The 18,164-nt window shown below is 73.1% G+C and carries 20 protein-coding genes; 18 read left to right on the top strand and 2 right to left on the bottom strand.

Features of this window, described 5'->3' with window-relative positions; genetic code table 11:
* Positions 1-116: 116 nt before the first annotated feature.
* On the bottom strand, positions 117-1,130 hold the full coding sequence (locus AC5L35_RS03145) for a LacI family DNA-binding transcriptional regulator (protein ID WP_495057962.1): 1,014 nt from the start codon (positions 1,128-1,130) through the stop codon (positions 117-119).
* Between the two features lie 140 nt (positions 1,131-1,270).
* On the opposite strand from AC5L35_RS03145, the gene AC5L35_RS03140 reads away from it, so the two are divergent.
* The gene (locus AC5L35_RS03140; protein WP_495057961.1) at positions 1,271-2,383 is read left to right on the top strand and encodes a DUF4037 domain-containing protein; all 1,113 of its coding nucleotides are present in this window, start codon (positions 1,271-1,273) and stop codon (positions 2,381-2,383) included.
* A gap of 21 nt (positions 2,384-2,404) precedes the next feature.
* Here AC5L35_RS03140 and AC5L35_RS03135 read toward each other — a convergent pair whose 3' ends face one another.
* Positions 2,405-2,779, bottom strand: coding sequence for an HNH endonuclease (locus tag AC5L35_RS03135; RefSeq protein ID WP_495057960.1), 375 nt, complete (start codon positions 2,777-2,779; stop codon positions 2,405-2,407).
* A 125-nt stretch (positions 2,780-2,904) separates the two neighbouring features.
* On the opposite strand from AC5L35_RS03135, the gene ffh reads away from it, so the two are divergent.
* The 17 genes from ffh to dprA all read left to right on the top strand — a co-directional run bounded on the left by ffh (position 2,905) and on the right by dprA (position 18,132).
* Positions 2,905-4,443 (top strand): signal recognition particle protein, encoded by a 1,539-nt coding sequence (gene ffh / locus AC5L35_RS03130; protein ID WP_495057959.1) that lies wholly within the window; start codon positions 2,905-2,907, stop codon positions 4,441-4,443.
* A 3-nt stretch (positions 4,444-4,446) separates the two neighbouring features.
* On the top strand, positions 4,447-5,538 hold the full coding sequence (locus AC5L35_RS03125; RefSeq protein ID WP_495057958.1) for an amidohydrolase family protein: 1,092 nt from the start codon (positions 4,447-4,449) through the stop codon (positions 5,536-5,538).
* A 90-nt stretch (positions 5,539-5,628) separates the two neighbouring features.
* Positions 5,629-6,975, top strand: a complete 1,347-nt coding sequence (locus AC5L35_RS03120) for a CPBP family intramembrane glutamic endopeptidase (protein ID WP_495057957.1) — start codon at positions 5,629-5,631, stop codon at positions 6,973-6,975.
* Between the two features lie 192 nt (positions 6,976-7,167).
* Positions 7,168-7,620 carry a 30S ribosomal protein S16 gene (rpsP, locus tag AC5L35_RS03115; protein ID WP_495057956.1) on the top strand — a complete coding sequence of 151 codons (453 nt, stop codon included), beginning with the start codon at positions 7,168-7,170 and terminating at the stop codon, positions 7,618-7,620.
* Entirely contained in the window at positions 7,617-7,856 is a 240-nt protein-coding gene (locus AC5L35_RS03110; RefSeq protein ID WP_142049011.1) for an RNA-binding protein, read from the top strand. The genes rpsP and AC5L35_RS03110 overlap by 4 nt, the downstream gene beginning before the upstream one ends.
* Positions 7,834-8,400 (top strand): ribosome maturation factor RimM, encoded by a 567-nt coding sequence (gene rimM, locus AC5L35_RS03105; RefSeq protein ID WP_495057955.1) that lies wholly within the window; start codon positions 7,834-7,836, stop codon positions 8,398-8,400. The genes AC5L35_RS03110 and rimM overlap by 23 nt, the downstream gene beginning before the upstream one ends.
* 135 nt (positions 8,401-8,535) lie before the next feature.
* Positions 8,536-8,751, top strand: a complete 216-nt coding sequence (locus AC5L35_RS03100; RefSeq protein ID WP_495057954.1) for a helix-turn-helix domain-containing protein — start codon at positions 8,536-8,538, stop codon at positions 8,749-8,751.
* An 11-nt stretch (positions 8,752-8,762) separates the two neighbouring features.
* Complete coding sequence (locus AC5L35_RS03095; protein WP_495057953.1) at positions 8,763-9,326, top strand: Clp protease N-terminal domain-containing protein; 564 nt, start codon at positions 8,763-8,765, stop codon at positions 9,324-9,326.
* Positions 9,327-9,347: 21 nt separating this feature from the next.
* On the top strand, positions 9,348-10,094 hold the full coding sequence (trmD, locus tag AC5L35_RS03090) for a tRNA (guanosine(37)-N1)-methyltransferase TrmD (protein ID WP_495057952.1): 747 nt from the start codon (positions 9,348-9,350) through the stop codon (positions 10,092-10,094).
* 144 nt (positions 10,095-10,238) lie between these two features.
* Positions 10,239-10,598 carry a 50S ribosomal protein L19 gene (rplS, locus tag AC5L35_RS03085; RefSeq protein WP_169396512.1) on the top strand — a complete coding sequence of 120 codons (360 nt, stop codon included), beginning with the start codon at positions 10,239-10,241 and terminating at the stop codon, positions 10,596-10,598.
* Positions 10,599-10,925: 327 nt separating this feature from the next.
* A complete protein-coding gene (lepB, locus tag AC5L35_RS03080; protein WP_495057951.1) occupies positions 10,926-11,933 on the top strand; it encodes a signal peptidase I in 1,008 nt (335 codons plus the stop codon).
* A 79-nt stretch (positions 11,934-12,012) separates the two neighbouring features.
* Positions 12,013-12,855, top strand: a complete 843-nt coding sequence (locus tag AC5L35_RS03075) for a ribonuclease HII (protein WP_495057950.1) — start codon at positions 12,013-12,015, stop codon at positions 12,853-12,855.
* Positions 12,852-13,175, top strand: coding sequence for a DUF2469 domain-containing protein (locus tag AC5L35_RS03070; RefSeq protein ID WP_169396515.1), 324 nt, complete (start codon positions 12,852-12,854; stop codon positions 13,173-13,175). Before AC5L35_RS03075 ends, AC5L35_RS03070 begins: the two co-directional genes overlap by 4 nt.
* Before the next feature lie 110 nt (positions 13,176-13,285).
* A complete protein-coding gene (locus tag AC5L35_RS03065) occupies positions 13,286-14,965 on the top strand; it encodes an amidohydrolase (protein WP_495057949.1) in 1,680 nt (559 codons plus the stop codon).
* Positions 14,966-15,107: 142 nt separating this feature from the next.
* On the top strand, positions 15,108-15,464 hold the full coding sequence (locus AC5L35_RS03060) for a YraN family protein (protein WP_169396516.1): 357 nt from the start codon (positions 15,108-15,110) through the stop codon (positions 15,462-15,464).
* Positions 15,464-16,972: a YifB family Mg chelatase-like AAA ATPase gene (locus tag AC5L35_RS03055; RefSeq protein WP_495057948.1), complete on the top strand. Its 1,509-nt coding sequence runs from the start codon at positions 15,464-15,466 to the stop codon at positions 16,970-16,972. The genes AC5L35_RS03060 and AC5L35_RS03055 overlap by 1 nt, the downstream gene beginning before the upstream one ends.
* Complete coding sequence (gene dprA, locus AC5L35_RS03050) at positions 16,969-18,132, top strand: DNA-processing protein DprA (protein WP_495057947.1); 1,164 nt, start codon at positions 16,969-16,971, stop codon at positions 18,130-18,132. The genes AC5L35_RS03055 and dprA overlap by 4 nt, the downstream gene beginning before the upstream one ends.
* Positions 18,133-18,164 lie beyond the last annotated feature (32 nt).

The following is an 18,164-nucleotide window of genomic DNA, read 5'->3' as shown; positions in this document are numbered from 1 at the left end:
CGTCGATGCCGTCCGCGGGGGCGGCGTACATCCTTCGGTTCAGTTGTCGACCTGCGGTGCTGCTGTCGATACGTATCGATTGCGCCCATCGGAACCGGTGTGGCCGCGGTGGGTGGTCAGGAAGGGGGCAGGGTGGTTCTTCGGCGGGTCAGGCGCGGGGTGATGAGCTGCACGAGCTCGGACGGCGGTTCCTGCTCCGGGTCGAGGAGCTGGAACAGGGTCTGCATGGCGCGGCGCGACACGTCCCGCGGTTCGAGGGACACGTTGGTGACGGCAGGCGTGACGGCCTCGGCGGCGGCGTCGGGCCACAGCGCGACGAGGGACAGGTCCCGACCCGGGACGAGCCCGCGGTCGAGCAGGGCCTGCAGCACCGGCTGGACCGCCTGCGAGTTCGGCACGACCACGCCCAGCTGCTCGCCGCCCACGGCGAGCACCCGCTCCACGGCGGCATCGGCGCCGGCCCGATCCGGCGGCACCGGCGCCACGATGTGGAGTGCCACGCGATGGGCATCGGCGGCCTCGGTCGCCCCGCGCTGGAACCGCCGGACGAAGTTGACGTCGCGCTCCACCACCTCGGCCGGGTGGCCGACGACCACGATCCGGTCGTGCCCGAGCCCGGCCAGTTCGTCCACCGCCAGGCGCCCGGCCAGCGGGAAGTCCAGGTCGACGCAGTGCAGCCCGGCGCTGTCGCGGGGAACGCCGATGAGGATCACCGGCACGCGGAGCGACGCGGCCACGGGGATCCGGGCGTCGTCGGCCTCGATGTCCATCATCACGATGGCGTCGCACAGCGACCGCCCGGCCAGCCGCTCGAGGCCTGCCGACCCCTCGTCCGCGGTGACGAGGAGGACGTCGTGGTCGGCCGCCCGTGCGCAGGAGGCGATCGTCTCGATGAAGGGCAGCAGCCCTGTGGTGTCGACACCGGGTGTGAACGGCACGACGAGGCCGATCACCTGGGTGCGCTGGCTCGCGAGCGCCCTGGCTCCCGCGTTCGGCTGGTAGGTGAGCTGCTCGATCGCCGCCTCGACCCGCCGGCGCGTCTCGGCCGAGATCGGCCGCCTGCCGCTCATCACGTAGGAGACGGTGCTCTGGGAGACCCCTGCGGCCCGGGCGACGTCCCTGCTGGTCACCATTCCGGCGTCGCCCCCCAGTGGTGTCGATACGCATCGACAGCGGCGCGACCGTAGCGAGAGATCGCGGGGGAGTGCAAGACCCAGTTCGTCCCGAAACCGATCGCTCCGGCCGCGGGCGCCCACCACCATTCGGCGTCGTGGACCACGCGTTCGTTCCCGGCCTGCACCTGTCGCGGCGGTACTACGACGACGCGGTGGGGCCGCTGCTCCGCAGGTACTTCGGCCACGTTCCGCACACCGCCGCTCGCATCGGGGAAGGCTCGGAGGTGCTCGGCTTCGACACCGCGCGCTCCGCCGACCACGAGTGGGGACCGCGGCTGCAGGTGTTCCTGCATCCGGACGACGCGGACCGGTACGCCGAGCAGATCGTCGACGTGCTGGCCGGCCGCCTGCCCACGACCTTCCTCGGCTACCCCACCCACTTCGTCCCGACGGAGAACGAGCAGGTCCGGCGCATGGAGGCCACCGAAGGACCGGTCCACCACCACGTCGAGGTCACCGACCTCGGCACCTGGTTCTCCGGTCACCTGGGGTTCGATCCACGTCGTGCCGTCACCGTGTTCGACTGGCCGGCCACCCCCACGCAGGCACTGGCCGAGGCGACGGCAGGAGAGGTGTTCCACGACGGCCTCGCCGAACTCGTGGCGGCCCGCGCCCGGCTGGCGTGGTACCCGCCGGACGTGTGGCGCTACGTCCTGGCGTGCCACTGGCAGCGCATCTCCCAGGAAGAGGCCTTCGTCGGGCGCTGTGGCGAGGTCGGTGACGAGATCGGCTCGGCCGTCGTCGGCGCTCGCCTGGTCCGGGACCTGATGCGGCTGTGCCTGCTGATGAATTGCAGCTACCCGCCCTACAGCAAGTGGCTGGGCAGCGCCTTCGCCCGGCTCCGTTGCGCGCCGGGCCTCACGCCCACGCTCACCGCGGCGCTGGGCGCCACCGGATGGCGGGACCGGGAACTGCACCTCGCGCGCGCCTACGAGGACATCGCCGGGATGCACAACCGGCTGGGGCTCACCGAACCGGTGGACCCGGCCACCCGGCCCTATCACGAGCGGCCGTTCCGGGTGCTGCACGCCGAGCGCTTCGCCGTCGCCCTCGGTGCCGGCATCACCGCTCCGGAGATCCGGTCCCTGCCGATGGTCGGTGCGATCGACCAGTACGTCGACAGCACCGACGTGCTGTCCGATCCCCGTCGGTGCCGGGCCGCGGCCCGAGCCGTGCTCGCCGGGCCGGAGGTGCCCGAGGCCCGCTGACGCCCCGTGGCCGTGCGGGACTCAGGCCGCCCGGTCCACCCGACGCAGCTGTGCTGCCAGGTAGGGACGGGCCCGGCGCCTGCCACCGCGCTCGGCGATGGCCCGGTCGAGGGCCCGCAGGGCGCGGGTGACGGCTGCGGTGTCGGGCTGCCAGCCGCGACGCTCGCACTCCGCGACCCAAGCGGCGGGGCTGCTGTGCCCGCGCCCCCGGTTGCAGCGCGCGCACGCGACCACCTCGTTCTCGAGCCAGGACGGGCCGCCCTTGACCTTCGGGACGAGGTGGTCGGTGGTGGCACGGACGAGGCCGGTGCACTCGCGCCGGCACCACACGCAGCGGGGGCCGTCACGCTCCACGGCACTGCGCAGCCGCTCCTGGCGGCCGGGTTGAGCGGTCATCGCCTCCAGTGTCCGCCGCCGCGACGCGCGGCGCACGGGACGGGCGAGGCACCCGGCCCCACCGAGGGGCCTTCACGGCGCTCCGGTGCAGCGCGGGTGACCATCGCCCCAGTAGGCTGGGCCGGGTGTTCGACACCCTCTCCGAGCGCCTCAGCGGCACCCTGGCCAACCTGCGTGGCAAGGGGCGGCTCTCCGACGCCGACATCGACGCCACCGCGCGCGAGATCCGCATCGCGTTGCTGGAGGCCGACGTCGCGCTGCCGGTGGTCCGCGGCTTCATCGCGCGGGTCAAGGAGCGGGCCAAGGGCGCGGAGGTCTCCGGCGCGCTGAACCCCGCCCAGCAGGTCGTCAAGATCGTCAACGACGAGCTCGTGACGATCCTCGGCGGCGAGACCCGGCGCCTGCGGCTGGCCAAGGAGCCCCCGAGCGTGATCATGCTCGCCGGCCTCCAGGGCTCCGGTAAGACCACGCTGGCCGGCAAGCTGGCCCACTGGCTCAAGGGGCAGGGGCACACCCCGCTCCTCGTCGCGTGCGACCTCCAGCGGCCCAACGCGGTCAACCAGCTGCAGATCGTCGGCGAGCGGGCGGGCGTCAGCACGTTCGCCCCCGAGCCCGGAAACGGGGTCGGCGACCCGGTGGACGTCGCCCGGCGCGGTGTCGCCCACGCCCGCGAGAAGATGTTCGACGTCGTCATCGTCGACACCGCGGGCCGCCTCGGTGTCGACGAGGAGCTGATGCGGCAGGCCGCCGACATCCGCGACGCCACCCGGCCCGACGAGACGCTGTTCGTCGTCGACGCCATGATCGGCCAGGACGCCGTGGCCACCGCGGAGGCGTTCCGCGACGGCGTGGGCTTCAGCGGTGTGGTGCTCACCAAGCTCGACGGCGACGCCCGCGGTGGCGCGGCGCTGTCGGTGCGTGAGGTCACCGGCGAGCCCATCCTGTTCGCGTCCAGCGGTGAGAAGCTCGCCGACTTCGACGTCTTCCACCCCGACCGGATGGCCAGCCGCATCCTGGGGATGGGCGACCTGCTCACGCTGATCGAGCAGGCCGAGTCGGCGTTCGACGAGGAGCAGACGGCCAAGGCCGCGGCCAAGATCAGCACGGGGGAGCTCACCCTCGAGGACTTCCTCGAGCAGATGCTCGCCGTGCGCAAGATGGGGCCGATCGGCAACATCCTCGGCATGCTCCCCGGCGCCAACGCGGGGCAGATGAAGGACGCGCTCGCCCAGGTCGACGACAAGCACCTCGACAAGCTGCAGGCCATCATCCGCGGCATGACCCCGACCGAGCGGGCCGACCCGAAGATCATCAACGGGTCGCGCCGGCTGCGCATCGCCAACGGTTCCGGCGTGTCCGTCACCGACGTGAACGAGCTGGTCAACCGGTTCTTCGAAGCCCGCAAGATGATGAAGCAGATGGCCGGGCAGTTCGGCTTCGGCGGCGGCCGCAGCGCCACCCGCAAGCAGGCCAAGGGACGGAAGGGCAAGAAGGGCAAGGGGCGTGGTCCCTCGACGCCCCGCCCGGCCCTGCCCGCCGGGTTCGGCGGCGCCGCCCCCGACCTCTCGGGTCTGCCGCCGTCGTTGCGCCAGCTCCCGCCGGGGCTCGACCAGCTCCCGCCCGGCTTCGACCCGAGCAAGCTGAAGTTCCCGAAGGGGAAGTAGCCGGTGTACCGGCTACGGGGGGTGCTCCTCGGTCCGGGAGGGGCTGACGACGAGCAGTCCGTCGAGCTGTTCGTGGACGCGTCGGGTGTGCTCGTCGAGCACATCCCCGGCGCGGAGACGCTGATCGACGGCGGCTACATCGTGCCCGGGCTCGTCGACGCGCACTGCCACATCGGGCTCGGCTCGGCGGGCGCCGTCGATCTCGAAGAGGCCGACGCGCAGGCCCGCACCGACCGCGATGCCGGCACGCTGCTGATCCGCGACTGCGGCTCACCGCTCGACACCACCCCGTTGCAGGCCCGCGACGACCTGCCGGAGATCATCCGCGCCGGCGTGCATATCGCCCGTCCGAAGCGCTACATCCCCGGTGTCGCCGCCGAGCTCGACGATCCGGCGCTGCTGCCCGACGTGGTCACCGAGCAGGCCGCGGCCGGCGACGGCTGGGTGAAGCTGGTGGGCGACTGGATCGACCGGTCGGTGGGCGACCTCGCGCCGGTGTGGCCCGACGACGTGCTGGTCGCCGCGGTCGAGGCGGCCCACGCCGTGGGGGCCAGGGTCACGGCCCACGTGTTCGGGGCCGACGCCCTCCCCGGTCTGATCCGGTCCGGGATCGACTGCATCGAGCACGGTCCCGGCCTCACCGACGACCTGATCGCGGAGATGGCGGCACGCGGCACCGCACTGGTGCCCACGATGATCAACATTGACACGTTCCCCGGAATCGCCGCAATGGCAGGCAGGTACCCGACCTACGCGGCGCACATGCGAAAGCTGCACGCCGGAGCTGTGGGGGTCGTGCAGCGGGCCGTCGAGGCCGGGGTGCCGGTCTACGCCGGCACCGACGCGGGCGGCGGGATCGAGCACGGGCGCCTCGCCGACGAGATCGTCGCCCTGCACGGCGCCGGGATGTCCGCCGTCGACGCGCTCGGTGCGGCGAGCTGGTCGGCCCGGCGCTGGCTCGGCCGCCCGGCACTGCGTCCGGGAGCGCGAGCCGACCTCGTCGTCTACCGGTCCGACCCGCGCGCCGACCTCGCGGTCCTGCGGCAACCCGCACTCGTGATGCTGCGCGGACGGCCGGTGCACGCCGGCGGCTGAACCGGTGCGCGTCTGTGGGGCGCAAACCGTGTCTACCACCCACAGCGTGAAGGGCGACGCCCCCTGCCCGGGGCCGGTAGCGTCGGATAGGTGGGAGCAGCGGAAGGGAACGAGCCGTCAGAGGAGCGTCCGAGAGACCCGGACGCCGGCGGCTCGAGCGATACCGGCCCGGCACGCACAGGGCCGGCCGACGAGGGCCCGACCGGCGGCCCGAGTGACATCGGTTCGCTGAGCAGCGACCCGGCCGGCACTCCGCCCACCAGCGGTCCGCCCGGCAGCGGCCTCGGCGGCGGAAGCAGTCCGAACGGCAACGGCAGCGCCCCGGACGGCGGCGGCCCGAACGGCTCGAACGGCAGCAACGGCACCGGCTCGAACGGCCACGGCACGCCGGTCGGCTCCCCCTGGAGCGCACCGGAATGGTCCCCGCGGCCTCCGGAGCCGGCCTCGGGCGCGGCGGCACCTGCTGCGCCGGGTGCCGCGCTCACCTATCCGAGCCCCCCTGTCGAACCGGTCGCCCGTCCCGAGGGCCCCGGCGCCTACGCGTCGGGCGGCCCCGGCCCGTACCCGCCGGGTCCGCCTCCACCGGGCCCGCACCCGTGGGAGCTGTACCCCCCGGCCGGCTACCCCCAGGGCGGCTACCCGGCGAACGCCTACCCTCCGGCGCCCTACCCGGGCGCCCTGCCGCCGGGTCCGCCACCGGCCGGGCCGTTGGCCAAGCACCCCGCAGGCCGGGCCCGCGGCCCCTTCCCGGTCCGCACCCACCGGTGGGGTCTCGGCGCCTACGTGCTCGTCGAGGCCGTGTTCCTGCTCACCTCCGTGCTGGTCGGCTGGGCCGTGCTCGGGGACGTGCCGATGGTCGGCAGCCTCATCATCGCGCTGGCGGTGCCCACCGTGCTCGCGGCCGGCACGGCGGTGCTGATCACCGTGCTGCGGGGCAACGGCCCGCGGGTCGACCTCCGCCTGCAGTGGTCGTGGCGTGATGTCGGGCTGGGCCTGGCGTTCGGGTTGGGCGGCCTCGCCGTGACGATCCCGGCGTCGCTCGTGTACGTCTCGATCGTCGGGCAGGACGCCAGTTCGGCCGTCGGTGACGTCTTCGGTTCGATCAGGACCGGCCCGGTGCTCGCGGTGGTTGTGCTGCTCATCGTGGTGTTCCTCGCGCCGCTGTGCGAGGAGATCGTCTACCGAGGCCTGCTGTGGGGCGGGGTCGAGCGGCTGGCGAACCGCTGGGTCGCCTTCGGTGTCACGACCCTGCTGTTCGCAATGGCCCACTTCGAGTTCACCCGGACACCGCTGCTGCTCGTGGTCGCGATCCCGATCGCGGTGGCCCGCCTCTACTCCGACAGGCTGCTTCCCAGCATCGTCGCCCACCAGGTCAACAACCTGCTGCCCGGTGTCGTGCTGATGCTCGGGCTGCTGGGGGTCATGCCTGCCGGGTGACGGCCGTACGGGGGGATCGGGCGGCTCCGTGCATCGGCGCGCCGGTGCGTCTGGCAGAATGGTGGATCGGCTCTGCGGCTGGCCCTCTACCGTGCCGCGGCCACCACACGTCGACGAAGCGCAGCCCGTAACCCCACGCGAGCCGCGCGGACTCACCCGAAGCACCATGATCCGCGAGGAGCACCCACCAGCGTGGCCGTCAAGATCAAGCTGATGCGACTGGGCAAGATCCGTCAGCCGTACTACCGCATCGTCGTGGCCGACGCCCGCAACCGCCGCAGCGGCCGGGCCATCGAGACCATCGGCAAGTACCACCCGAAGAACGAGCCGAGCCTCATCGAGGTCGACTCCGACCGGGCGCAGTACTGGCTCGGTGTCGGTGCGCAGCCCACCGACCCGGTGCAGCACCTCCTGGAGATCACCGGCGACTGGCAGAAGTTCAAGGGCCTGCCCGGCACCGAGGGCACCCTGAAGCCGCAGAAGGAGAAGGTCGACCGGCTCGCGCGCTTCCAGGCGGCGCTCGCTGCGGCGGGCGAGGAGCCCACCACCGAGGCCACCACGCCGCGCAAGCGCGGGGACCGCCGGCCGAAGGCCGACTCCGCCGAGGGTGAGGCCACCTCGGCCACTGAGGCCACCGAGTCGTGAGTGTCCTCGCGGACGCGCTCGAGCACCTCGTCCGGGGCATCGTCGACCACCCGGACGACGTGCAGGTGGAGCTCGTCACCACACGCCGGGGACGCACCCTCGAGGTTCGGGTGCACCCGGAGGACCTCGGCAAGGTGATCGGCCGGGGCGGCCGCACGGCCACCGCGCTCCGCACCGTCGTCGGGGGTATCGGAGGCCGAGGCGTGCGGGTCGATGTCGTCGACACCGACCGGTAGCGGCACCCGGCGGCAGTCCGGCACCACCGAGCTGCTCGTGGGGCTCGTCGCGCGGGCCCACGGCCTGCGCGGCGAGCTGGTCGTCGACGTGCACACCGACTCGCCGGACGAGCGGTTCGCCCCCGGCGCCGTGCTCACCGCACGTCGCACCGGGGTTCCGGACGGCCCGCTCACCGTCGAGTCCGCCCGGCCGCACTCGGGGAGGCTCCTCGTGCGCTTCGTCGAGGTGCCCGACCGCACCGCGGCCGAGACGATGCGTGGCGCCCGCCTGCTGATCGGCACCGACGCCGTGGCACCGCCCACGGATCCGGACGAGTTCCACGTCCACCAGCTCGAGGGTCTGCGGGCCGAGCTGGAGGACGGTTCCGTCGTGGGGACGGTCCGTGAGGTGATCTACGGCCCGGGTGGGGAGCTGCTCGTGCTGGCCCGTCCCGACCTGCCGGACGCGCTCGTGCCGTTCGTGCGCCCGATCGTGCCCACCGTCGACCTGGACGGCGGGCGCGTGGTGCTCACCCCACCCGAGGGCCTGCTCGACGTGACCTGACCTCCACATCGCCTTCTGCTTTCTCAGCGGGGTGGCATCGCCGACGTTTCGACGTCGGGGGTGCCACCCCGCTGTCGTTTCCGGGATGTCAACCAGGGTTGACAATAGCGCGACTGTCAACGTAGGTTGACAAACATGACGGATGCGACACAGGTCGCGGCGGCGGCGTCCAGCAGGGACCCGGCCGTCGGGTTGGCAGCGGTGGCGTCCCTGCGGGGGCTGCTGGAGTCGTTTGAGGAGCTGCAGGTCACCAACGCCCGAGCGCAGGGCTGGTCCTGGCAGCAGATCGCGGACGTGCTGCGGGTGAGCAGGCAGGCCGTCCACAAGAAGTACCGCCGGTTCGGGTTCTGAGGGGAGCGGAGATGTTCGAACGTTTCACGGAGAAGGCGCGCCTGGTGGTGGTCGGCGCGCAGCAGCAGGCGAGAGAGCGCGGGGCGGACGCCATCCGCAGCGAGCACCTGCTGGCCGCGTTGTTCGCCGTACCGGACAACCTGGCCGTCACCGTCCTGGACGCGCTCGGCGTCGACAATGACGTCGTGGAGGCCGAGGTCGGGAAGCTGCGGCCGGACGGCACCCCGATCCCCGACGCCGAGGCACTGGCCACGCTCGGTATCGACCTCGACGAGGTGCGCCGCCAGGTGGAGGAGGCCTTCGGCCCCGGCGCGCTGGACCGGACCCGGGCGGCGGCGGGCCGTCGTCCGAGGGGGCACATCCCCTTCGACCGCACGGCGAAGAAGGTGATGGAGCTCGCCCTGCGCGAGGCGCTGCGCCTCAAGCACAACTACATCGGCACCGAGCACATCCTGCTCGGCATGCTGCATTCCGCCACGGGGGCCGCGCACGACATCCTCGTCTCGCGGGGAGTGCGGCAGGACGCTACGCGGATCATCGTGGAGGAGCTCGTCCGCGGCCGCCGGGCGGGCTGACCCGCCGCGTACGGTGCCCCGGTGCGGATCGACGTCGTCACCATCTTCCCGGCCTACCTCGCGCCCCTGCGGGAGGCGCTGCTGGGCCGCGCGATCGGCGCCGGACTCGTCGACCTGGCGGTGCACGACCTGCGGAGCTGGACGCGTGACGTCCACCAGGCCGTTGACGACTCCCCGTACGGCGGTGGCCCGGGGATGGTGATGCGCCCGCAGGTGTGGGGGCAGGCGCTCGACGACGTGTTGGCGCAGAACGGTCCGGCCCGGCTGGTGGTGCCCACCCCGGCCGGCCGGCCGTTCACCCAGGCCACCGCGGAGGCCTGGGCCGGGGAGCCACGCCTGGTGTTCGCCTGCGGGCGCTACGAGGGGATCGACCAGCGGGTGATGGACGACGCCGCCACCCGCATGCCCGTCGACGAGGTGAGCATCGGGGACTACGTCCTCGTCGGCGGCGAGGCGGCCGTGCTGGTGATGGTCGAGGCGATCGTGCGCCTGCTGCCCGGGGTGCTCGGCAACCCGGAGTCCGCGCAGCAGGACTCCTTCTCCGACGGTCTCCTGGAGGGGCCCGCCTACACCCGGCCGGTGAGCTGGCGCGGGCTCGACGTCCCCGAGGTGCTGCGCAGCGGCAACCACGCCCTGATCGCGCGCTGGCGCCGCGACCGCGCCCTCGAGCGCACGGCGGCGCGCCGCCCCGATCTGCTCGCTCTCCTGCCCGAGGATGCGCTCGACGACAGCGACCGAGCGTTCCTCGACCGCATCTCGGACGGGTGATTTCACCGTGCCGGATCGCGTCTGGCACTATGGACGGGTTGCCAGCGCTCGACGACTCGTCGAGCCCGTCGGCGCCACCAGACCTGACAGTGGGAACGGCGCCCCCGCACGACCGCTATCACGGACCGAGGACGGATCTTCGCGATGAACACCCTGGACGCCCTGGACGCACAGCAGCTGCGCTCCGACATCCCCGCCTTCCGGCCGGGGGACACGCTCAAGGTGCACGTGAAGGTCGTCGAGGGCACTCGCTCGCGCGTCCAGGTGTTCCAGGGCGTCGTCATCCGACGCCAGGGTGCCGGCGTGCGGGAGACCTTCACGGTCCGCAAGGTGTCGTTCGGCGTGGGCGTGGAGCGCACCTTCCCGGTGCACTCGCCCAACCTCGACAAGATCGAGCTGTTCACCCGCGGCGACGTCCGCAGGGCGAAGCTCTACTACCTCCGTGAGCTCCGCGGCAAGGCCGCGAAGATCAAGGAGAAGCGCGAGACACCGTCTGCGTCCTGACCACTCCGGTCAGGTTGACGTAGCCTCGTGGGCGTGGCCCTACCCGAGCTCCCCGACGACCGGCGGGCCCCGCCCCGGCGTTACTCGCCGGCGGACCAGCCGGTGTCTGCGCGGCCCGAGGGGCAGTATCCCGGGGCGCGCGTCGGGTCGCAGGCTCCGGGTGGATCGCCGCCCGGGATGCCGCCCTCACGACCCGGGGCTCCGTCACCGTACGACGGGCAGCAGCCCGCCAGAGGGCCGCAGAACGGCGTTCCCGGCCGCAGTGGACCTCCGCCGCGCCGTCCGGCCGGGCCGCCCCCCAGCGGGCGCCGTCCCGTCGACCGGCCGGTGCCGCCGCGGCGGCACGACCCGGCCGACGACGAGCCGACGATCGTCCAGCCCGCGGTGATCGACGCGGCCGACGACTCCTACTCGGAGATCCCCGGCCGCCACCGGCGCCGCGCAGGCGCCGCGCCGTCCACGCGTTCCGGAGGCGACGACGGCGATCCGCCGAGCAGCGGCAAGCTCCGCAGCGGGCGTCGCAGGCGACCGACCTTCTGGAAGGAACTGCCGCTGCTCATCGTGGTGGCGCTGGTTCTGACGTTCCTCATCCAGACCTTCCTCGCCAAGGTCTACGTGATCCCGTCGGGTTCGATGGAGACCACGCTCCACGGCTGCACCGGATGCAACAACGACCGCGTGCTCGTCGACAAGATCACCTACCGCTTCACCGACCCGGCACCGGGCGACGTCGTGGTGTTCCGCGGCCCGGACAGCTGGAGCAGCGAGATCACCGTCCAGGAGCCCACCAACGCGGTGACCAGGGCGCTGCAGGGGCTGGGATCGCTGATCGGCCTCGCCCCGCCCGACGAGAAGGACTTCGTCAAGCGGGTGATCGCGGTCGGCGGCCAGACCGTGTCGTGCTGCGACTCCCGGGGCCGGGTGATGGTCGACGGTGAACCGCTCGACGAGCCCTACATCTACTACCTGCCCGCCGCCGGGCCGCCGAAGCAGACCTACTTCGGGCCGATCACGGTGCCCGAGGGCGAGCTGTGGATGATGGGCGACAGCCGCAACAACTCCGCCGACTCGCGGGTCCCCGACCACGGGCCCGTCCCGGTGGCGAACGTGATCGGGAAGGCACGGGTGATCGTGTTGCCGCTCTCCCGCTTCGGGTGGATCCCGTCCATCGACCCGCAGTCCACCGCCGTCGGCATGCCCGCGCCGGGTGTGCCGGCCGGAGCACCGCTCGGGCTCGGCCTGGTGGGCACGTTGCCGCTGGCGCTGTGGCGGCGCAGGCTGCACCGGCCCGATACGGAGCTATGGGGCTTCCTCCCCGGCCGGTCCCGCGTCTGAGCGGGCCCCGCCCGCCCGGCGTCCGACCGCCGGACCCCTGTAGCCCGCCCCTGCCCGCCCGGTGGAGACTGCTCAGCTGATGTCCGCTCGCCCTGCCCCACGTCGCTCACCGGCCGGCCGCTCCGCACGGCCGGTCCTGCCCCCCGAGCTCCGTCCCGCACGTGCCGTCGTGCGTCGCTCCGCAGGGAGCTGGACCTTGCAGTCCACCCTGCAGCGGCACGGTCTCGGGCCGGTGGCGGGCGTCGACGAGGCAGGCCGCGGCGCCTGCGCCGGACCGCTGGTCGTCGCGGCGTGCGTCCTGCGGCCCGGGGATGCCAAACGGCTCGACGGCCTCACCGACTCCAAGCTGCTCACCCCGGCGGCGCGCGAGCAGTACTTCACGCTGATCACGCGGTGGGCGGAGGACCACTGCGTGGTCGTCATCCCGCCCCAGGAGGTGGACCGCCGCGGCGTGCACGTGGCCAACATCGAGGGCATGCGCCGGGCCGTGGCCGGTCTGACTGCCCGGCCGGGGTACGTCCTCACCGACGGGTTCCCGGTTCGCGGCTTCGGCAGCCCCGCGCTCGCGGTGCCCAAGGGCGACCAGGTGGCGGCGTGCGTCGCGGCGGCGTCGGTGCTGGCGAAGGTCACCCGGGACCGCATGATGGTCGCCCTGCACGGCGAGTTCCCGCAGTACGGGTTCGCCGAGCACAAGGGCTACTGCACCTCGGTGCACGACGCCGCGCTCGTGGAACACGGGCCCAGCCGGGTGCACCGCTACTCGTTCGTCAACGTGCGGGCCGCCCGCGGCGACGACGTCACTGCGGACGTCGCGGCACTCCAGGCCGCTGCCGCCGTCGGCCTCCCCACTGCCCTGGTCCACAATGGGACGCTCGCCTACGGGTTGTCCGAGGTGGGTGCCGAAGGAGGGATGGAACCGTGAGCGCCGAGGATCTCGAGAAGTACGAGACCGAAATGGAGCTCACGCTCTACAAGGAGTACCGCGACATCGTCGCCCAGTTCTCCTACGTCGTGGAGACGGAGCGCCGGTTCTACCTGGCCAACTCGGTGGACGTGGCCGCCCGGAACGCCGACGGGGAGATCTACTTCGAGGTCCGGATGTCCGACGCCTGGGTGTGGGACATGTACCGGCCCGCGCGGTTCGTCAAGCACGTCCGGGTCCTCACCTTCAAGGACGTCAACGTGGAGGAGCTGGACAAGCCGGACCTGCGCCTGCCAGAAGGTGACCAGTTCGGTTCCTGAGATCCTTTCCGGACGGTTCGCGTCATTTATGCTGGCGCTCCGGACACACCTTTCCAGTAGCTGCTGAATAGCATGCGCAGCGGAGTGCACGAGGAAAGGTGCGAAGCGTCGTGAATGCTCGTCGAGACCGCCCCGCCGACCTGATCGTGCGGGGCGCCGTCGTCTACACCCTCGATCACGGCCGCCCCTGGGCGAACGCCCTCGCCGTCCGGGACGGGAGGATCGTCGCCGTCGGCGACGACGCGGACGTCGATGCCCTCGCCGGTGCCGGCACCCGGTCCGTCGACGTCGGGGGAGCCATGGTCATGCCAGGGCTCGTCGACGTCCACACGCACGTCGGGTTCGCGGGACAGCAGGCGGCGTGGGAGCTGGCGCTGTCGCCGATGGCCGGTCCGGAGGAGGTCCTGGCGGCGGTCGCGGCCAGGGCGCAGGACCTCGGTCCGGACGAGTGGGTGGTCGGCGGCGTCGTCGGCAGTCATGTGCTGGACGCGGCCGGGACCGCGGAGATGCTGGCGGCGATCGACGCGGCGGGCCACGGCAGGCCGGTGCTGCTGCGGGAGGCCTCCCTGCACCACCGGTGGGTCAACTCCCGAGCCCTCGAGATCATGGGCGTCGACGACAGCACCCCGGACCCGGAGGACGGGCGGTACGGCCGCGATGCCGACGGTCGGCTCGTCGGGCTGCTCTTCGAGCACGCGTCCACCGCGGGGGAGCTCGCCGTCCGCAGGAGCACCGCGGACGTGCACGCCCGCGATCTGCGGTCGGCCCGCACAGCGGTGTCGATCCTCAACGCGTGCGGGGTCACCGCCACGCAGGACGCCGCCACGATGGGGTGGTGGCTCGACGTGTTCACCGAGCTCGACAATGCCGGTGAGCTCGACGCGTGGATCGTCGGCTCGATGCCGGCGCGAGAATTCATCGAGTCCGGCCCGGTCGGCCCCGAACTGTTCGATTCCGCGGATTCGCGGCGGTCCGTCCATGTTCGTCCGGATTTCGTCAAAGCGGTGCTCGACGGCGTTCCGATGACGCGGACGTCGAAGTTCCTGGAGCCGTACAAGCCGGATCCGCAGCGGGCCTGTGCCTGTGCCGGGACGTTCAGCGGCGAGTCGTGGTTCACCGACGAGGATCTCCTCGAACTGATGGAGCAGGCGGTCGGGCGGGGGCTGCACGTCAAGCTGCACGCCACCGCCGACGGCACGGTGCGCCAGGTCCTCGACGCCGTCGAGATCATGCGCGCCCGGCACGGCGACGGACCGGTCTTCCACATCGCCCACACCGAGTTCGTGCACCCCGACGACGTGGCCCGGTTCGCCGAACTGGGGGTCGTGGCCGACGCGTCGCCCGTGCTGTGGTTCCCCAGCCCGATGACCGAGATCATCGGGCAGCAGGTGCCGGACCACGTGATGGACCGCATGTGGCCGCTGCGCGAGCTCACGGAGTCGGGCGCCATCCTGGCGGCCGGCTCCGACTGGCCTGCCGCCATGCCCATGCCGAACCCGTGGCTCAGCATCGAGACGATGGTGACGCGGCGCAGCCCGGACCCGTCCTTCCCCGGCGCGCTGAACCCGGGTCAGGCCCTCGACGTCGCCACGGCCGTCGAGGCGCACACGGCGAACCCGGCGCGGGCCATGGGGCTAGGCGAGGAGGTCGGACGGCTCGCGGTCGGGCGGTCGGCCGACTTCATCGTGCTGGACCGGAACCTCTTCGATTTCCCCGCGCAGGACATCCACGACACGCGCGTGCTGCAGACGTGGTTCGCCGGCCGCCTCGTGCACGACTCCACCGCCTGACGCGGGCCGCCATACACCGTCGCTCCGACATCGGGGACGCGTGCGGGCTCGCCGGGACGACGTTGTCCCCCCCGTCCCCGGACTGTCCACAGTTCCCGGAACGGGCTGTCCCGGACCACCCCGGACGTCGATCGTTGTCGGCATGGCAGCGAAGGACGTGCTCGGACGCCACGGGGAGGACCTCGCGGCGCGATACCTGGAGCAACGGGGCCTGGTGGTCCTGTCCCGCAACTGGCGGTGCCGGCACGGCGAGCTCGATCTGGTCGCCACCGACGCCGACCGGCTGGTGGTGTGCGAGGTCAAGACACGCTCCAGCGTCCGGTTCGGTGAGCCGGCGGAGGCCGTCGACCGGCGGAAGGCGGCCCGCATCAGGCGGATCACCCAGGCCTGGCTCGCCGCCCACCAGGTCCGGTGGTGCGAGATCCGGTTCGACGTGCTTGCGGTCGTCGCCGAGCCGGGCAGGCCCGTCACGGTGCAGCACTACGAGGCGGCGTTCTGATGGGCCTCGCGCGGGCGTGGTCGGTCGCCCTGCTCGGTGTGGAGGGCCGCGTCGTCGAGATCGAGGCCGACGTCGGTGGCGGGCTCCCGGGCGTCCACCTGCTGGGCCTGCCGGACGCGGCACTGCACGAGTCGAAGGACCGCGTGCGGGCCGCGATCGTCAACTCCGGGCGGGTGTGGCCCAACGAGCGCATCGTGCTGGCGTTGTCGCCCGCCACGCTCCGGAAGACCGGCAGCGGGTTCGACCTGGCGCTCGCCTGCTGCATCCTCCGCACCACCGAGGTGGTGGAGCAGTCGGCGCTCGATGGCACGGTGCTGCTCGGAGAGCTGGCACTGGACGGCAGGCTGCGCCCGGTGCGCGGCGTGCTGCCGTGCCTGCTGGCCGCCCGCGCCGCCGGGATGCGGCGGGTGGTGGTGCCCGACGCCGCCCTGCCGGAGGCCGCGCTCGTCGACGGCATCGACGTTCGCGGCGCGCGCAGCCTCACCGAGGTGCTGGCGTTCCTGCGAGGCAACCACAGCCTGCGCACCCCGGTCCCGGCCCAGGAGCACGACGGCCCCGAACCGCCCGACCTCGCCGATGTCGTCGGTCAGGACGACGCCCGGCACGCCCTGGAGATCGCGGCGGCCGGCGGCCATCACGTCCTGCTCGTCGGGCCGCCGGGCACCGGCAAGACCATGCTCGCCCAGCGGTTCGTCGGCCTGCTGCCCCGGCTGGCCGACGACGAGGCGCTCGCGCTGGCCGCCGTGCGGTCGGTGGCAGGCAAGCTCCCGCCCGGGAGCGGGCTCAGCAGCGTGCCGCCCCTGGTGGCGCCGCATCACTCCAGCTCGATGGCGGCGCTCATCGGAGGGGGCAGCGGCCTGGCACGCCCGGGAGCGGTCTCGCTCGCGCACCGGGGCGTCCTGTTCATGGACGAGGCGCCGGAATGGGGAGCCACCCTGCTCGACGCCCTGCGCACCCCACTCGAGGAGGGCGAGGTGCGGCTCGCCCGCGCCGACGGCACCGTCCAGTACCCGGCGCGTTTCCAGCTGGTGCTCGCGGCCAACCCGTGCCCCTGCGCTCCCGCCCACGACCGCGACTGCATCTGCTCGTCACTGGTGCGCCGGCGCTACCTCGGCCGGTTGTCCGGCCCATTGCTCGACCGCGTCGACCTGCGGGCCCGGATGTTCCCGGTCACCGCGCTCTCCGACGCATCCGGCCTCGCCGAGAGCACGGCCACGGTGCGGGCCCGGGTTCTCGCGGCCCGGGCGGCCGCGGCCGAGCGCTGGGCCGGGCAGGGATGGCGCACCAACGCCGAGGTCCCCGGCCCGGTACTGCGCACCCGGTTCGCCCTGCCGCGCAGTGCGGTACGGCCGCTCGACGCCGGATTGCGCGCCGGCGAGCTCACCGCGCGCGGCGCCGACCGCGCACTGCGGGTCGCGTGGACCCTCGCCGACCTGGCCGGCCGTGAGCGGCCCGATCAGGAGCTCGTCGAGACCGCGTTGTTCTTCCGCGACCGGAGGGCGGCATGAGCGAGCAGATTCCGACGGGCGGGCCTCCCGTGGCGCAGGACGTGCTCCGCGCGCGGGCGTACCTCTCCCGGGTGGCCGAGCCGCCCGCACCCGCGCTGGCCCGGCTGGTGGCCGAGATCGGGGCGGTCGAGGCCGCCCGGCGGGTGCACGAGGGGCGGGTGAGCGAGCCGGTGGCGGGGGAGACGGGTGCCCGCCGGGCCGTCCAGCGGGCCGAGGCCGACCTCGCTGCCGCTGCGGCGGCCGGTGCGCGGCTGCTCATCCCGGAGCACGCCGACTGGCCGCAGTGGCCGTTCGCCGCGTTCGAGATCAGTGGCCTGCGGGAGCTCGCGCCTCCGCTGGCGCTGTGGGTCCGTGGGCCGGGCCGGCTCGCGGCTCTCTGCGAACAGTCCGTCGCCGTCGTCGGGGCCCGTGCGGCCACCAGCTACGGCAGTCATGTGGCGGGGAATGTCTCTGCAGGCCTCGCCGACCGCGGGTTCACCGTCGTGTCCGGGGCCGCGATCGGGATCGACGGCGCGGCCCACCGCGGGGCTCTCGGCGTCGAGGGCCCCACCGTCGCGGTCCTCGCCTGCGGGGTGGATCGGGCCTACCCGGCAGCGCACCAGATGCTGCTCGAGCGGATCGCGGCGAGCGGCCTGGTCGTCAGTGAGTACCCGCCCGGATCCGTCCCCGGGCGCCACCGGTTCCTCGTACGCAACCGGCTGATCGCCGGCATGGCGGCAGGCACGCTCGTGGTGGAGGCGGGCCTCCGCAGCGGCGCGCAACGCACGGCGGCCGACGCCATGGCGCTCGGCAAGCTCGTGATGGCCGTGCCCGGAGCGGTCACGTCGGGGCTGTCGGCGGGCTGCCATCGGCTGATCCGTGAGGGAGCGCTCCTGGTCACCCGCACCGAGGAGGTGCTCGAAGCCGTCGGCCGGCTCGGGCTCGACCTGGCCGAGGCCCCCAGTTCCGGGATCGAGCGGCCCACCGACGGGCTCGATCCCGTCGCGGCCGCGGTGCACGACGCGCTCCCCGCCCGTGCCCACCGGGAGACCCGATGGCTCGCCATGGAGGCGGGCGTGCCGATCGGCGCGGTGCGCGTCGCCCTCGTCGATCTGGAGCGGCGCGGCCTCGTGGAGCACTGCGACGGCCGCTGGCGGCGACCGCGGGGTGGCGAGCAATGAAGCGGAGCACACCGTCGCCGACGATTGATTGT

The organism is Pseudonocardia sp. OZ21, assembly GCF_059359135.1.
The sequence above is the reverse complement of the archived record's forward strand: the minus strand, read 5'-3'. Positions and strand labels throughout refer to the sequence as shown.

Coding starts and splice junctions, on each gene's coding strand:
- AC5L35_RS03135 (WP_495057960.1), bottom strand. CDS start 2,779: ATGACCGCTCAACCCGGCCGCCAGGAGCGGCTGCGCAGTGCCGTGGAG.
- rimM (WP_495057955.1), top strand. CDS start 7,834: ATGTCGTCGACACCGACCGGTAGCGGCACCCGGCGGCAGTCCGGCACC.
- AC5L35_RS03100 (WP_495057954.1), top strand. CDS start 8,536: ATGACGGATGCGACACAGGTCGCGGCGGCGGCGTCCAGCAGGGACCCG.
- AC5L35_RS03095 (WP_495057953.1), top strand. CDS start 8,763: ATGTTCGAACGTTTCACGGAGAAGGCGCGCCTGGTGGTGGTCGGCGCG.
- rplS (WP_169396512.1), top strand. CDS start 10,239: ATGAACACCCTGGACGCCCTGGACGCACAGCAGCTGCGCTCCGACATC.
- AC5L35_RS03075 (WP_495057950.1), top strand. CDS start 12,013: ATGTCCGCTCGCCCTGCCCCACGTCGCTCACCGGCCGGCCGCTCCGCA.
- AC5L35_RS03060 (WP_169396516.1), top strand. CDS start 15,108: ATGGCAGCGAAGGACGTGCTCGGACGCCACGGGGAGGACCTCGCGGCG.
- AC5L35_RS03055 (WP_495057948.1), top strand. CDS start 15,464: ATGGGCCTCGCGCGGGCGTGGTCGGTCGCCCTGCTCGGTGTGGAGGGC.
- dprA (WP_495057947.1), top strand. CDS start 16,969: ATGAGCGAGCAGATTCCGACGGGCGGGCCTCCCGTGGCGCAGGACGTG.